This is a genomic window from Enterococcus sp. DIV1298c (genome assembly GCF_017316315.1).
GTDB lineage: Bacteria > Bacillota > Bacilli > Lactobacillales > Enterococcaceae > Enterococcus_B > Enterococcus_B mangumiae.
In genome coordinates this window covers 54595-70554 of record NZ_JAFLWG010000045.1, presented here as the reverse complement: position 1 = coordinate 70554, position 15960 = coordinate 54595, and the positions used below count along the sequence as shown (strand labels likewise).

10 protein-coding genes are annotated in these 15960 nt (G+C 36.6%); 9 read left to right on the top strand and 1 reads right to left on the bottom strand.

Annotation, left to right across the window (positions count from 1 at the left end; all coding sequences use genetic code 11):
- Positions 1-54: 54 nt before the first annotated feature.
- Positions 55-1485, bottom strand: a complete 1431-nt coding sequence (locus JZO83_RS11145) for a helix-turn-helix domain-containing protein (protein WP_206858487.1) — start codon at positions 1483-1485, stop codon at positions 55-57.
- A gap of 477 nt (positions 1486-1962) precedes the next feature.
- Here JZO83_RS11145 and JZO83_RS11140 point away from each other — a divergent pair, with 477 nt between their 5' ends.
- The 9 genes from JZO83_RS11140 (at position 1963) to JZO83_RS14530 (ending at position 15935) form a co-directional block, all read left to right on the top strand.
- On the top strand, positions 1963-3384 hold the full coding sequence (locus JZO83_RS11140) for a helix-turn-helix domain-containing protein (RefSeq protein WP_206858500.1): 1422 nt from the start codon (positions 1963-1965) through the stop codon (positions 3382-3384).
- Between the two features lie 152 nt (positions 3385-3536).
- Positions 3537-3881 carry a hypothetical protein gene (locus JZO83_RS11135; RefSeq protein ID WP_207115787.1) on the top strand — a complete coding sequence of 115 codons (345 nt, stop codon included), beginning with the start codon at positions 3537-3539 and terminating at the stop codon, positions 3879-3881.
- Between the two features lie 35 nt (positions 3882-3916).
- Entirely contained in the window at positions 3917-6868 is a 2952-nt protein-coding gene (locus JZO83_RS11130) for a hypothetical protein (RefSeq protein WP_207115786.1), read from the top strand.
- Positions 6869-6921: 53 nt separating this feature from the next.
- Complete coding sequence (locus JZO83_RS11125) at positions 6922-8619, top strand: VirD4-like conjugal transfer protein, CD1115 family (RefSeq protein WP_206858546.1); 1698 nt, start codon at positions 6922-6924, stop codon at positions 8617-8619.
- 403 nt (positions 8620-9022) lie between these two features.
- Positions 9023-9250 carry a hypothetical protein gene (locus JZO83_RS11120; RefSeq protein WP_019722809.1) on the top strand — a complete coding sequence of 76 codons (228 nt, stop codon included), beginning with the start codon at positions 9023-9025 and terminating at the stop codon, positions 9248-9250.
- A 35-nt stretch (positions 9251-9285) separates the two neighbouring features.
- Entirely contained in the window at positions 9286-10110 is an 825-nt protein-coding gene (locus JZO83_RS11115) for a hypothetical protein (protein ID WP_206858508.1), read from the top strand.
- A gap of 9 nt (positions 10111-10119) precedes the next feature.
- Positions 10120-10470 (top strand): PrgI family protein, encoded by a 351-nt coding sequence (locus JZO83_RS11110; protein ID WP_207115785.1) that lies wholly within the window; start codon positions 10120-10122, stop codon positions 10468-10470.
- On the top strand, positions 10467-12809 hold the full coding sequence (locus tag JZO83_RS11105) for a VirB4-like conjugal transfer ATPase, CD1110 family (RefSeq protein ID WP_206858513.1): 2343 nt from the start codon (positions 10467-10469) through the stop codon (positions 12807-12809). The genes JZO83_RS11110 and JZO83_RS11105 overlap by 4 nt, the downstream gene beginning before the upstream one ends.
- Positions 12810-12836: 27 nt before the next feature.
- Entirely contained in the window at positions 12837-15935 is a 3099-nt protein-coding gene (locus JZO83_RS14530; RefSeq protein ID WP_347401518.1) for a lysozyme family protein, read from the top strand.
- Positions 15936-15960: the final 25 nt, after the last annotated feature.

Sequence of the window (15960 nt, the reverse complement as noted above, 5' to 3'; positions counted from 1 at the left end):
TTTGTCTACAATCTGAAGCAGACGCAAGCCGTCTGCTTTTTTTAGTGAGTAAAACTATGGATAAAGTACTGTTTCAATATTGTTCCAAAAAGAAGTCGTTGGTATTTTAGAGATTTTAATTGTTTTTGCTTTGGTTTTTGCTTGATTCAGTTCGATATCTGTTAAAACTAAGTCATATTGGTTTACTGTATCGTAGTTCACTTGAAAGATATTGTCAGTATATGTATGGATCATATGGATTGCAGGAATTTTTTTGAATAACAATTGCTTGTACAATGCAAGGGTTCTTTCTTCCTGATAGGACACAATCAAAATAGATACCTTTTTCTTGTAAGGAAAAACGGTTGTCAACAACGAAGGCGATAAAGAAATCAATTCGAGTAATAACTCTTCATAGAGTAATTGATTTCGTCTGATCGTCAATAAACCAGCGTGATCAATGGCTTGATTGTATGCCTTTAATATCTGTGGTGAATGTGTAAATAGAATTTCAGATAAAATCTGTATATAGGTTGTTTTAAAAAATTGTCGGTTTTTATTGTAATTGATCAGCTCACTTAATTGCTGGATACCTTCCGAGTTCAAAGAAAAGTCTTGAGACAACGAACGATAGAAGTATTCCGAGAATCGCTGAATACGTTGGTACTCTTCATGATTGCCAGTTGTTGATTGAATGCAAGGATAATAGATTTTTGGATCTAATAGATTCGATACATTCGTTGATGTCACATTGAACCCATATTCTTTTTCAATGATCGAACAAAATACCGTATTATTTTTTATTAAATCGTAAAAAGAAGGATCATTGATTGGATTTCCCTTACTCTCTGAGATCAGATGACCTTGTCCAATACGAATGATTGCTGTGTAAAGATAAAAACTATTGATGATGATTTTATATGTACTAATTGTTTTAGGCGTTGCCTGTTTCTTATAGTAACGCTGCAAAACATCGAATATGTGATAAAAATGTGGCAATTGCTGTGGTGTAAATTGCTCGCGAAACATACTACAGAAGAATTGCCTGATATATTGTTCATCCCCAATGATTTGGAGTTTCGATGAGATCTGGATCGATAAAGGCGCATTGATCTCACAGAAATAACTATTGATATTTGCGATGATCCGGCGAATACTTGTTTCGCTTAGGTATAATTTATTTGCCAATTTGGATAACGTTGGCTCTACTTCAAAGATCATCTGTAATATTTGGACATTCGTCGATTGGTTGAGGATTTGTTTGATCAAATCTTCTAAATTGATCTCAGGTGGCAATAATAAAGAAGCCACTTGATACTGATCCGTATTAATACACACTGGTGCATATGTATGGTTAAAAAACACAATATCAGTTAATAATGTTTTTTTTGTAACCTCGAGTTGCTCCGCCAATGTCGTACAGTCAATGGCAGCCATCCCTAGGAGTAAAGCTAATTTGATTTGTCTTTCAGAAGTCTTTTCAAGCATATTTGTTCGTTTTATCATACTTTTCAGATCTTCTAAAATTAGAAAATCTGTTATTTCACATCCTTTGTTCATTTTATAAACATTATTTTATCATACTTTTCTAATTATTCGAGTTTTTTCTTTTTATAATAATAGTTGATTATTTAAAAGTGAAATTGTTCTTTTTATTTAATAATTCCTTTTTCTATAAAAAAACGGAAGATGGTAGGATAAATAACTAAAGTTCACTATTGTTAGCCATAAAAATGAATATTTCCGATCGATGTTTTTTTATTTCCACGTAACGCTTTTTATGAACCAATCAGAAGAGAATTAAGGATAACATAGACGTCTTTGGTCGTCTGGTTGTATTATTTATTAAACCTACATTATATCATTTTAAAAATCTGATATTTGAACTTGTTTTTTGTAAAACAGAAAAACTAATATTATGAAATTATCGAAAAAGCTGTACGATACATTATAGGTTTTTTAAAAGAAAGGAGCTTGTTGACTATGGGTGTACTTGAAAAACAATTAGAAAGGCAAATTTCATTGCTTTACTTACTCAATATCGAATCATCGAATATTAGTGATTTGGCTAAGGAATTGAGTATTACAGACAAAACGATTGCTGCAGATATCGATAGTTTCAATACCGCTTGTTTTCCTGCTCGGATTGAAACGAATCAGTATAAAGAGGTGTCGCTTTCGATACCTAAGAAGTTGAATTTAGATGATATATTTGTAAGGATACTTAATAATTCGACAAATGTAAAAATTTTAAAGTACATATTTATTTCAGAACCTTCGCTTTCTGAAATCGCGACGAAATTATTTTTAAGCAAAACGAGTATTCGTAGAATCGTCGCGAAAATCAATACATATTTCTTGAAAGAAAAAATCAATATCCAAATCAATTTAGAGAACAAATTAACGATTACTGGAAATGAAATTGAGATCCGGCGATTATTTGCTAGTATGTTCAAGGAAATTTATAAAGTCAAGGAATTTCCCTATTTTGATACGATCTATCAGATGCTCCGCCGTTGTCTAAAAGCACAAAAAAGGACGGTTAGCACTCCTAAAGTGATTTATTCGGTGTATTATATCTACTCATCGATTATCCGCATTGGAAATAACCATATTATTCCTGAGAAGGATTTGATTGACAATGAGCAGATCGTAGAGACGATCTTAGAAATTATTCAAAGTGATCGAGTCTTTTGCACACTGATGAACCAAAAATACAAGTTCAATGTCACACATAAAAATGTTTCAAATATCCTTACCTCTTACTTTGGGTTGATGTTTACAGAGGTGCAACATCGCGACCAAGTATTAGTACAGAATATCAAAAGTTTTCTTCAAAGCTTTTACAGTTTATTAGCAATTGATATGACGATCGATTCTGGTCAGATCGAATACTTTTTTGACTTTATCAATTTTTATAAAGAACTAGCAATCTTTAAAGTAAGCTATGCCGATATTTTTTATAAAAAAATGATGGAGAACAATCCTAAGATCTGGCAAGCCTATCAAAAATCATTGCGGATCGCCCAACTAGATTTTGTCGAACAAAGCAAACTATTACATAAAGAATTATTACTGGAATTGATTATTTCTTCCAATGAATTGTTACGAATGATCGAACCCAAAATACAAGAAAAGTCGATTTTATTATTAAGCTCTCAAGAGATGGGCTTATCCCTTCTATATAAAAATTTGATTTTACATAAGCATCCGTTTTTAAAAAATATTGATATCTATGAAAAAGACGTTTTTTCGATCGATTACCAGTTGATCAATCAATATGACTTGATTTTAACCGATCTATCCTTGAATTTTGATCGGATTACTTCCGAAATATTAAAGATTTCGAAAGTACCGACATCTATTTTTTGGAACAACTTCGAGCAGTGTTTGTATTCTTCTTGACAAGAATCGTTATGTTGGGAGGTTGTTTCATCTTTTTATCAATTTTGAAAAAATAGATAATAGGAGAAGTCAAAACTCAGGTACGCTTAATACACACGCCGTTTAGCGTTGATTAAGTGAGGTATATTTGGATAAAGGGAGCTGAAAGTGAAATGAATAAGTTAGCAATTTGTTTATTATTTACTGTTTATGGTGCAGCATTCAAAGCAGCAGAATTGGCTTTTAAAGCACTTTGGTTGATTAGTAAGACTCTTGGCAGGTTGATCGTTAAGATGGGTAAAAAGGGATGGAGCAAACTAAGAGAAAGAAGGGCGCTCAAAAATTCACGTGAAGATACTATAACACCTCAACAGAACAATAGCCTAGAGCGTACAGCGGCCCGTTCAAATATTTCACAAGAAAGCCGCTTGAATACACGAATGTCACAAGCGCAACAACGAGCGAGTCTACGTGGTCTCCATTCCAGTCAATCGCTAGCGACAGGACACACAAGATGACGAATCGAAAAATGAGAAAGAAGGGGGTTTAAAAGATGGCTACAGAAAATAAGTCTACAGAAGGTCAGCCAGTAGAAGGACAGCAGCCAGAAGAAAAACCGCTTATAGATAGCAGTAAAAATATTAGTAAGCTCAATGAAACATTTCTGAACATCTTTGCATACAATAATTCCAATGCAATCAACAAAATCATTAGTTCTCCTAATAATGAAATAATCAGACAAGAAAGCCGAGGGCTCAAATTCGATGATGTATTTGATGAAGTGTTCACAAAGAAACTAGAGAACTTCACTAAAGGTCTGAAGCGTAACAATATTGAACAAGAAATTGCTCGTTTGGAACGCGATATAGAGGTACTCAAAGTAATCGGTGCGATTGCTCCTGAGAAACAAAAGAAAATTGATGTTGATTATGCTACGAAACAAGGAACATTGCTCACTGAACAAAAAAACATGCAAATGTACCAGAGCCAGTTAATGGATCCTGAACTTAAGCAGAAGGTATTCGAGTCAACAAAGAATTCTAAGGAACTTGATCCCTTGATTTATCTTAGAAGGCTCTATAAAGAAGAATATAGACTAGATATGAATAATCAGGCTAAGGAACTGAAAGAAAAAGACGATAAGGTTAATGAACTAAGAACAGAGAGAACTTCTTTAAAAAATCACAATAAAAAAGTACTGGGTCAGAAGGTTAAGTCAGCGCAAGAGAAAGTAAACCAAATTGAGGATATCCAGAAAGATTTGCGAGTACAATTAACTAATGCTGGTGTAATTGTGGAACAATTGGTACCTGTTCCACAGCCACCAATACAACGTGCAGAATCGTTCACTAAATTTGCAGGAACACTAAATGATTCACCAGCAGTATTAGTCTCAAAATGGCAAGGGATTGACGCAATCAAAGAAGGATACAAAACGGAAATTGCTGAGATAAAAGGACTGATTGCCTACAGCGAGAAAGTTGATACGGAAATCATCAAGCCGATACTTGAAAAAGCAGAGCAAGCGAAGGAAACAACGGCTCCAAGTCAGACTACCCAAGAAGCAACGATTGCTTCACCAAAGGTTGAGCGTGAACCGACGCCGATCATCGTCGAAGAACCAAAAAAGGAAGCAAGCAAGGATCAAATCGATCGCCCGGTTGCTGAAAAGCCACCCCATCCGATCGATGTCAACGCAATCGTCAAAGAACCAACACCAGAATTACCAAAAAAACCAGTGGTTGAAGAACCGAAAAAAGAACCTGTTGTCACTGAGAATCTTGATAGCAAAAAAGCAGAGCTTGCTCAAGCATATATTGAAAATTTACAATCAAAAGAGGAACTATTAAAGGCAAGAATAAAGAATTATGAAGAATTGCTAAAGCGTGCACGGAAAAGCGATAGAATCTCACCCGAGCAACATGCCGGTATAAAGCAACGCCTTGAAAACGATAAACTAACACTAAATGCAATCCAAATAAATTTAAGTGATCCGGCAAAAACGCAAGAAATGATGAAAGACCTTCCTACTAAAAGTATCAAACAGATGGACGCCGATATCAAAAGTTTGCAAGAAGAAACGCGTGGGATAAAAGAACAAACGAAAGAATTGAATGGATTAGATCATTCAAAGTTGAAACAATCTTTTTTCCGTAATTCACACAAAATCAGAGCTGCGCGTTGGTTATTGAATCTTTGGCCAATTGCGATGTTACCATTTGGTATGTCTTGGATAAGTTCTATCTTACCGTCGACTTCCTTGGCTATCTTTGGTCAGCAGTTTTTGAACGCGATCGTGGGTTTTGTTGCTGCCAGTTTTTTTGGTTCAAAAGCAATTATTTATGCGAAAAAGAAAATTCCTCAATTATTCAATAAATTAGTCCAAAAATACCCGAAAGTATTTGGTCCAATTGCTCGTGGGTTGACGATCGCTCGACAGAAATTCCGAGAAAAGATGCCTTTTGTAAAGCAAAAACAGCCGGCAGAACAAACGAAAGATGCCACACCAGTAAATGAGAAACTGGTAGAAGGTATAGAGAAATCTGAGGTAACAAAAGAGGGAATCGATTCTAAGGAACAAAAAGGCAAAGAAAAAGTTGTAACAATGGAAGCACCAACTAAAGACGGGGTAACCAAAGAAGGCGCAACGAAAGAAGGGCCAAACACAGTCGAAATCGAAGAGAAACAATCAAGGTTAAAACGTGCGTGGGAATATACGAAACGTGCACCTAAACGTGCGTTCGATTATGTGATGAAAAATAAAATGTCCTTATTCATCATGTTGGCAGTACCGCTCGCTCTAGGGGTAGGGGGCATGTTTGCCGTAGCCGCTCTTGTACCAGCACTCGCGACTACTATGGCTGCACCATTCTTACTACAATTAGGTGCGGTAGCATTGATTGGTGTTGCCATCGGAATAGGTGTCCAGTTATTAGACAAGTTTGTTTTCAAACGAATTGAAAGTAAAGTAGCCAAAAAAGAGAATTTAGAACATGCAGAAAAAATCAACGAGCGAGGATTAGATGTCCAGGAGAAAGGGAAATGTGTAACCTTAGACTCAAAAGAATTTCGGGATAAGGTAACTGCGATTGCTGGTCTTGATGAAAAAGCGAAAGCACCTGAACATGTCCAGACCAATGAGCAACAAAAAACAACAGAAAGATCTGAACGAACTTCGGAGATAACAAAAGATTCGAAAGTCATAGAGATGAAACCAAGAGAGAGCAATCAACCTCAGCCGAGCACATCACAGGCGAAGGTGGACCCAACACCATCTGGATCAAAAGAATCAGTGACACTGACAAACAGGGGGAATCCGACAATCGAACGTCGTGCAAGTTTCCCAGGTACAATTCCAAACGAGAGGCGTCAGGCAAGCTTTGAAGTAGTGAGAAGAAACTCATTGGATATGTCCGCTCAACGAAATAGCTTAGCACGTACTCAACAAGCTCAGAATCAAGCCAAAGTTCAGAATAATAAGAAAACTAGAACCACACAATTATAAAAATAACTTCAACAGAAAGGAAACAAAAAAATTTGAAAAATTCCCGGCAGCTTATGGTAGTGCATGTGTTAGTAATTAGTATTCTGCTTTATTTTGGTAATCGCGTTGGTTATTTATTTTTAGCAGAAAATACTGGGAATTTATCATTTGCAGATAATTTACTAACAGCATTTAACCGAACATTTGAAGAAATTTCCAGATTTTCCCCAAGATTTGAATATGAATTGAGGTCATTAGGGATAGCAGCTGTGGCTGCTATTTCCTATATACTCTTTGTTTTATATAAGACGTTTGACGAAAAGAATACACGTCCTAATGAAGAATACGGAAGTGCGCGTTGGGGGAAGTACAGCGATATCCGTGCATTTCTTGATAAGAAAAAAGACTTCAATATTTTGTTGACGAAGAGCGAGAGCTTATCGTTGTCTGGCCGTATGAAAATCACACGTAACGATAATTTCAACCGTAATAAAAATGTCGTTGTCGTTGGAGGAGCAGGTAGTGGTAAGACGCGTTTCTATGTGAAACCGAACTTGATGCAAATGCATTCCTCTTATGTAGTCAGTGATTCTAAAGGTTTATTATTAGCTGAAACAGGCAAAATGTTTGAAGAAGCAGGATATCAAATCAAGATTTTTGACTTAATCAACCGACGAGATACCCATCAGTATAACCCGTTTCAATATATTCAAACAGAGGATGATATTCTTAAAATCGTAAACAATCTGATCAAAAATACGACCAATCCAGATAAAAAAGGTGGAGATGACTTTTGGGAAAAGGCTGAAACAGCGCTATTAATGGCTATTTTCAGTTATCTGATCCAAGAAGTGACCGCAGAAGATCGAACGCTAGGGAATGTGATCGAATTAGTACGTTTAGCTGATATCGAAGAAGATGTGCCTGGCTATGTCAGTCCTTTAGATATATTATTCAATGAGTTGGAACAAAAAGATCCGACGAACTTTGCGGTATCACAGTATAAGATTTTTAAACTTTCTGGTGATAAAACGACGAAAAGTATCTTAGTCAGTCTAGGCGTGCGGTTGTCACCATTTGATATCCCAAGCATCAAGGAGCTAGTGTCACAAGATACACTTGAACTAGATACAGTCGGCGATGTCAAAACGATTCTCTATATCTTACTACCTGATACAGATACCAGTTTCAACTTTTTAGCCAGCATGATGTATCAGCAATTATTTGATATGTTAGTTTACAAAGCAGATAACTTTTATAAAGGAAGATTGCCTTGCCATGTACGTTGTATCCTAGATGAGTTTGCCAATATTGGGCAAATCCCTGATTTTGAAAAAGTGATTTCGGTTATTCGAAGTCGTGAAATCTCAACGAATGTCATTCTACAAAATATCAGTCAGTTAAAAACCTTATATAAAGATACTTGGGAAACAATCATTGGTACAAGTGATGTCTTTTTATATTTAGGTGGAATGGAACAAAGTACTCATGAATATATCTCAAAATTGCTAGGGAAACAAACGATCGAGCAAAGAAATACAAGTGTTACGAAAGGTAGCAATGGTTCCTTTAGTGAGAATTTCCAGAAACTAGGAAGAAACTTGATGGACCCGGATGAAGTGGCGAGTCTTAAAGGTCAGGAATGTATATTAAAAATTCGAGGAGTTCATCCGTTTTTATCAAAGAAATACGATATCATGAAGCATAAACACTATAAGAAGTTAGGGGATGTAACAGATTCCTATATGTATGAACGAAATCTATCTGCCTAACTGAACGAAGGTTGACTTCTCTACAGTAACGAATAAAAGCACCTTCATTCGAATGGGAAACAGAGAGTGTGGTGTTTTTTATTTCGTAATAAAAGTACACAGAGGAGAACAGACTGGGAAAAGTTCGTCGTATGTAGAAAGAACGGAGAAATAATACCGAAAGAATAACGTTTTATCAATTTTTTTATAGCTGGTTAATTGTAGTGGTGTATCGCATCTATATCATTAGAATCACCTTGATAAATAGCTTTTTAACATTATTTTTTTAAAGGATTCCATGTGCTTTTATTCTAAAATTTCTTATGATAGAAATAACTGATACATATAAATAGAGAATTTCGCATATACTAAATTTATGAAATAAAATAAAAAAATTACTTTCACAAAGGAGATCAAAAAAATTATGAATGCACAATTATTAGAACAGGTATTTGGTTTGGTTTCACAGTTTACATTAATTGGTGGCGGTCTATGGTTGATTTGGGGAACGATTATCTTAGCCGGTGCGTTGAAAGATAAGAATGGTCCTCAGTTACAACAAGGAATCTGGCAGATCGTTGGTGGTGGATTGATTCTAGTTGCTGCAGGTTGGTTTGCTACTTCATTCAACATTGGTTCGTTTTTACCATAATTGTAACGCCAAAGAGAAGATTAGGAGTATAGCATATGGAATCTGCAATTATGTCTATTTTTGAACAAATCATGACATTCCTTAATGGGGATGATTTGAAAAACGTTTTGGGAATGGATCTACGAAGTTACATATATGATGCGTACAGTTTAGTGGAACGACTACAGCAACACGTAGTTGGGCCACTTGCTTTATCCATTCTAGCAATTTTTATTCTTTTAGAGTTTCAGAAGATCTCAACGAAAGTTGAAGGTGCAGGTGGAGCTCCTATGCTAGGATTTGAGATGATCATCAAAGCATTTGTTAAATTTGTCATTTGTTACATAGTTATTTTAAGGATTCAGGACATTCTGGATGGCATGGTGATCATTGCTGGTAATTTAACCACTAGAATTTTAGAGATAGGAAATGCTTCCGCCGTCAGAGATACAGCAGATGCGGTGAGACAAGCAGTATCTCAATTAAGTTGGTGGTCGCAATTAGTCGTATTGCTCGTGATGTGTATCTTATTTTTAGCATCACTTGTTGTTCGCGTATTAGTTCAAGTAACCATTTATCTCCGCTTTTTGGAGATGTATATATTTTGTGCAATGGCCCCAATTCCGATGAGTGCTTTGCCAAGTCAGGAGTTTTCTCAAATGAGCAAAGGATTTTTCAAAAACTTTGCTGCTCTGGGACTACAAGGGACATTTATTTCATTAGTATTGGTGATTTATCCAACGATCTTCCATCGAATCATGGAAGAAGTCGGATCAGGAATTTTCGGAATCATCTTAGGTTTAACAGTTTACATGATTGCACTGTTGCTTTCTGTAAACAAAACTAAAGGATGGGCAAAAACATTGATGTCAGCATCGTAAGGAGGAACTATGGCAGTTGAGGTAAAGATACCAAAGGATATTAAAGAATATAAGGAAAAAGTGATTGCAGGAATGAATTTGAAGCAGCTGCTTTGTTTAGCTATTGCAGCTGGAGTAAATGTCTTGATTAGTTTGATTTTCATCGCAGGATTAAAAATCCCTATGGAGATCACGAGCTGGTTTATGATCCTTTCGTCCATTCCAATCGTCTCATTCGGATGGTTCAAAAGGAATGGCTTAACATTTGATATCTATCTTAAACAATTTTTCAAGTATCACGTGGCACCAGGTACACGAAAAAAGAAGCCCAAGGAAGAAATAAATAAAGAAATTGAAGATGTAGGCGGGCAAGAAGCATGATGAAGCTAAAAGCGCTTAAGGCGTTAAAACCAACAAAAAAATCAAAAGATGATGAGAAACAATTTATTAGTAAACCTAAACCTAAGAAGAAAGAAGACCTCGATCCTTTTAGAGATACATTTAGGTTTGAAGATATTTATGATAGTGGCATCTGCAAAATTGATGACTTTACCTATTCATTGACACTTGAATTACAAGATATCAACTATCAATTGTCTTCTGACGACAATCAAATTGAAATTTTCTCTCAGTATTGTGACTTTTTGAATTCATTAAGTAGCAAGACGAAGTTGCAATTGACTGTATATAAAAAGAAGCGGCCGCTTGCTGATTTGCAATCGGTCCTTTATTACAAAGCAAAAAATGATTTCCTTGATTCATATCGTGAAGAAATGAATCAAGTCATTTCAAGGAAGTTAGATGAAGAAAAAAATGGGTTCAAGAAGACGATCTTATTTACCTTTGTGCAACAACATCCTACATTAGAGATTGCACAAAAAGAATTAGAGATGGTTGCAGATCGTTTTGAAATGTTTGCCAGTCGTTTGGGCAGTCAGGCAAAAAAGGTAGAAAAAACAAAATTATTACATATGATGGCAGAGATCCTATTAACGAATGACAAGACGACTAAGTCAGAAGTGAATGAGGTACTGCCTGAAGTCATGGAATTTAAGGAGAATAAAAACTACTTAAAAATCGATGATCACTATGCGAAAACATTATATCTACAAGAATACCCTGCTGAATTATCAGATACTTTTCTTTTTGAAATGTTAGAAATTCCACGGGAAATCGTTGTATCGATACATATTGAACCAATGGATCAAGATGAAGCGTTTGATTTAGTGAAGACAAAATTAGCTTTTATGGAACAACAAAAAGTCGATGAGCAAAAGAAGGCGTTACAAAGTGGTTATGATTTTGAGATGCTTTCTTATGAACTCTCTTATTCCTTAACAGAAGCAAAAGGTCTGGTGGATGATCTACAAAATAGAGGACAAAAATTGTATGCGATCACGGGCTCCATTCACTTCCATTCACCAACAACAGAAAAATTAGCTGAAGTCCACGATGAAATAAATTCTGTTTGTCGACGCTTTGGTTTCAAACTGATTGAACTAGAGTTTATGCAAGAAAATGGCTTGAATGCGACATTGCCGTTAGGAATCAATGCGATTCCATTAGATCGAACACTTTCAACCGCGAGTACCGCCATTTTTATTCCATTCACGATTTCAGATTTGATTCAAGAAAACGGAAAATACTATGGTGTCAATGCGATTTCAAAAAATATTCTTTCGCTAGACAGAAAATTATTAAAAGCACCTAATGGCTTCGTTCTAGGAACGCCGGGGTCTGGTAAGAGTTTCTCGGTAAAGCGCGAAATCGTAAACGTACTTTTACGAGATGCAGAAGATGAAGTGATCATCATTGATCCCGAGCGAGAGTACTCTGTCATCGGTCAAAATTTCAATGGCGAGATCATAAAAATTTCCAGTGATTCACCGACAACGATCAATCCAATGGATATCAACGAGAACTATGGCGATGACACCGATCCCGTTGTACTAAAATCTGAATTTTTGATTTCATTATTCGACTTGATCATCGGTGGCGCATTAGGACTCAGTTCCACACAAAAAACACTGATTGACCGAGTTTGTCGTCGTACTTATGAAGTGTTGGGCGATCGTACACCAACATTCATTGATTTCTATAATATTTTAAAAGAACAAGAAGAAGATGAAGCGAAACAATTAGTGATGGATCTGGAGATCTACATTGAAGGAAGTTTGTCAGTCTTTTCAGCTGAAACGAATGTTGATATCACCAAACGTTTAGTGATCTATGACATCAAGGATTTAGGGAAACAGTTGAAAACGATGGGCATGCTGATCGTGTTGGACCAAGTATGGAATCGAATCACGACTAACCGTGAACGAGGCGTTCGTACGTGGCTATACATTGATGAGATGCAGCTTTTATTTACAAATGAATATTCTGAGAATTACTTCTTTGAACTGTGGAGTCGTGCGCGGAAATGGGGAGCGATCCCGACAGGAATTACTCAGAACGTCGAAACATTGTTATTGTCCGATCTAGCTCGCCGGATGTTGTCGAATAGTGATTTCATCATGATGCTGAATCAAGCAAAATCAGACCGTACACAATTAGTTAGACTTTTCGATATTTCAGAAGAACAAGAAAAATACGTAGTGAACTCTCCAGAAGGATATGGTCTGATGGTATTTGGGGATACCACATTACCGTTTTATGATCATTTTCCAAAAGATACCCAGCTGTATAAGATGATGTCAACGAAACCTGGAGAAACTTAATAGGAACGCGGGAAAGGAAACAGGACAGTGGCTGATCCAAAAATTTTAGGCAAAAACAGGGCAGGTCAGAACGCGACGACTAGTAGTAGTAAAAACAGAAAAATGGTCGTACATGGTAGTAAAATAAGTTCTAAAAGATATAAGTCGATAAGTAGCGCTCGAAAACGAAAATTCATGAAGTTGATGAAGGGGAACAATCTCCGGATCAAAAAAAAATCACAGCAAGCAAGTTTTCAGAGCAAACAGCGTAAAAAAGACAAAAACGATAAAAATGATTTAGAGCAAGAATTTTCTAATAACATTGACGAGAACACACCTGTCAATAGTCAGAGCGCCAATCGTCGAAAAAGAGTACAAGAGAGTCGAAGAGATCAATTAAAGCAGCAACAACACGAGTCAATGTTACCCCCTGCTAAAGTCAATACAACAAGCGTTCCTGCTCCTGTGACGAACAACAACGAAGAACAAAATAAAGAAAAAAAGAACACACAAGTACGTTTCAATAAAAAAAAGCGTCATGAGAAAATTCGTAAGAAACAAAAGAAAGATAGTGAATACAAAGGATACGACAGTAAAGTAAATCTAGAAAAAAAACAAAGTCAACAAGAGAAAGTCAACTCTACCACATCAAAGATTCGTCATAAAAATGACAAAAAAGCATTACATCTTTCTAAAAATGAGCAGTTGGAAAAAAAGAAGAGAAATACTAAGCGAAAAGAAGGAAAAAAGAAGGTTGCTGGTAAGAGGAATATGCGGGCGAAATTAGACAACATGTTAAAAAATCAAATTTCGCCTAAAAATCCTTTTAAAAATAAAATCAAAGACTTGATCATTGATAAGATCGGTCGAGATGAGGAAGGGAACTTAAACTTAGTCGGAATTATCATCACCATGCTGATTATTCTACAATTGCCCATCCTATTGAAATTGATCGTTGTTATCCTGATCGTGGCAGTCATCATCTCGATCATCGCAATCTTCCTTTCTTTTTGGACGACGATTTTAAGTTTATTTGTCGTAAAAACAGAGTCGATGATGATCACTGAAGCGTATCATTACGTGACATGGTTGGATACTTATAAGAATCGAGAGGTTTATCAAACCTACAACCGGCTAGTTGATAACCCCGAGCATGATGAAGTCTATTTTGAAGTGAACGGGATACAGTCTGATCCAGAGCAGTTTATGTATGTATCTAATGGGGATAACTACATCTATTATCTGAATGCAAAATTTGAAGATTATGATATCGATAATATCGCTATTGCTACGTATCGCAGAAGGGTCGCAGAAAAAACTGGAGTTTGGATTCCATGGTCTTTTCGCTATCGGACATATGCCGTCTTTCAAGATGCGCCTCATCCAATCACACCAGAGCCAATCAAAGTCTATAGAGTAAGAGATGAAATCCATGCGTTACATGATATGGTCTACAACTATACGACGGTCATTGAAAAAGATAAAGAAGTTGAAACTGTTGTGGTTACAGTAGATAAAGAAACAGGAGAAGAACATACCGAAGTACGACGTGAGAGAAAAGATGTTGCTACTGTTAAAATCAATGTGCAAACAATTGGTGAGATGTTTGATTCAAATCCTGAAGTCGAGGTCTTTTCACATGGAATTATTTCGAGCAACACTGAAAGTTATGGGCGAGTCATTGCTTTTGATGAAGATGAGATCGACAAATATTACCCTATTATGGAGAAAGACCGCTTTGAAGATAAAATCTTTATGGCCAATCCATTTGGCAAGATGAACTATGCCACGGTTGTGGATAATTTTGGCTATCGCAGACGAAATCCGGATTCTGGTCACTTTGAAATTGCTCTAGATGCAGAGCCTGGAACACCGGTTTATGCGACGACCTTTGAGACTGTGCAAAGTATTGATTATACTTATCAAGCTGGACATACAGATGGTTCTGCAGCGGTAACCACAGCATTAGAAACATATACAGGTCTATATTATGCCTACTATGTCAATATTGATCCGGTGGTAAGACGAGGGAGAAGATTAGAAGCGGGGGATTTAATTGGTTACACAAGAAATCAATTTGATGGCAATTTATTGGTTGCAATGAAAGAATATCGCTTCTGGCATCGAGATCCTGATATTTATCCAGCGATTTATATTGATAAGCTAGTTTTTGGTAATGACACCAATCTAGCGTATATGCGCAATGGTGGTGGTCTGCGGGGCAACTTGATCAATCCTCCCGCCTCAGTGACCAAGTGGCAAAACAGAGTGGAGGAACAGACGCGTAAGCATCGTATTGAAGTCTATACTAATGCGATTTTATCGATGATTTGGGTAGAATCTGGTGGGAATGAAACGATTCAACCAGATATCATGAATGCGCAACTGGCATTAGGGTCTCCCGATAGGATCACTACGCCAGAGGAATCGATTGAAAAAGGGGTCGAATATTTTGCTCACCTCATCAAAAAGGCACAGACTAATAATCTTAATGGGCTGGCAGCTGTCCAAGCATATAACTATGGTGAAGAATATCTAGATGATTTGATTCGAAGGAATGCTCCTTATTCCTTTGAGGATGCCCGACTGTATGCACAAATGAAAAGTAACAACCAAACGATACCTTTTAATCATATCGTCGCACAGGGATTAGGCTATAACTGGCGCTATGTATTTGGTAACATGTTTTACACCGCTATGGTGACAAGAAATATTATGGCAGATACCGGTCGATTAGCCGAACTTGCCAGAAGAGAGCTTGGCAATCCAAATGGTGAGAAGTATTGGAGTTGGGCAGGCTTCACCCATCGAGTCGAATGGTCTTCAGTATTCGTTTCCTGGGTAGCGAATGAAGCTGGTTATTTAGAACAAGGACGAGTCCCAAATACATCGAGTGTTTTAGATATGAAAGAATGGTTTGAAGAAAATGACAAATTCAAAGCGCATGATGAAGGCTATGTTCCGCAATCTGGCGATCTTGTATTTTTTGATTGGGCTGGTGGCAGAACAGGAAAAGATCATGTAGGAATCGTTGAATATTCTGGCGGGAACATTATTCAAGTGATTGAGGGTAATTCTGACAACTTAGTGCGAAGAAGAACTTATGCCATTGGCAGTAACGTTATTTCGGGGTATGGTCTTCCTTAAAGGGGAGGTAGAACCGAAAGTAGTT

Coding starts and splice junctions, on each gene's coding strand:
- JZO83_RS11145 (WP_206858487.1), bottom strand. CDS start 1,485: ATGATAAAACGAACAAATATGCTTGAAAAGACTTCTGAAAGACAAATC.
- JZO83_RS11140 (WP_206858500.1), top strand. CDS start 1,963: ATGGGTGTACTTGAAAAACAATTAGAAAGGCAAATTTCATTGCTTTAC.
- JZO83_RS11135 (WP_207115787.1), top strand. CDS start 3,537: ATGAATAAGTTAGCAATTTGTTTATTATTTACTGTTTATGGTGCAGCA.
- JZO83_RS11130 (WP_207115786.1), top strand. CDS start 3,917: ATGGCTACAGAAAATAAGTCTACAGAAGGTCAGCCAGTAGAAGGACAG.
- JZO83_RS11125 (WP_206858546.1), top strand. CDS start 6,922: ATGGTAGTGCATGTGTTAGTAATTAGTATTCTGCTTTATTTTGGTAAT.
- JZO83_RS11120 (WP_019722809.1), top strand. CDS start 9,023: ATGAATGCACAATTATTAGAACAGGTATTTGGTTTGGTTTCACAGTTT.
- JZO83_RS11115 (WP_206858508.1), top strand. CDS start 9,286: ATGGAATCTGCAATTATGTCTATTTTTGAACAAATCATGACATTCCTT.
- JZO83_RS11110 (WP_207115785.1), top strand. CDS start 10,120: ATGGCAGTTGAGGTAAAGATACCAAAGGATATTAAAGAATATAAGGAA.
- JZO83_RS11105 (WP_206858513.1), top strand. CDS start 10,467: ATGATGAAGCTAAAAGCGCTTAAGGCGTTAAAACCAACAAAAAAATCA.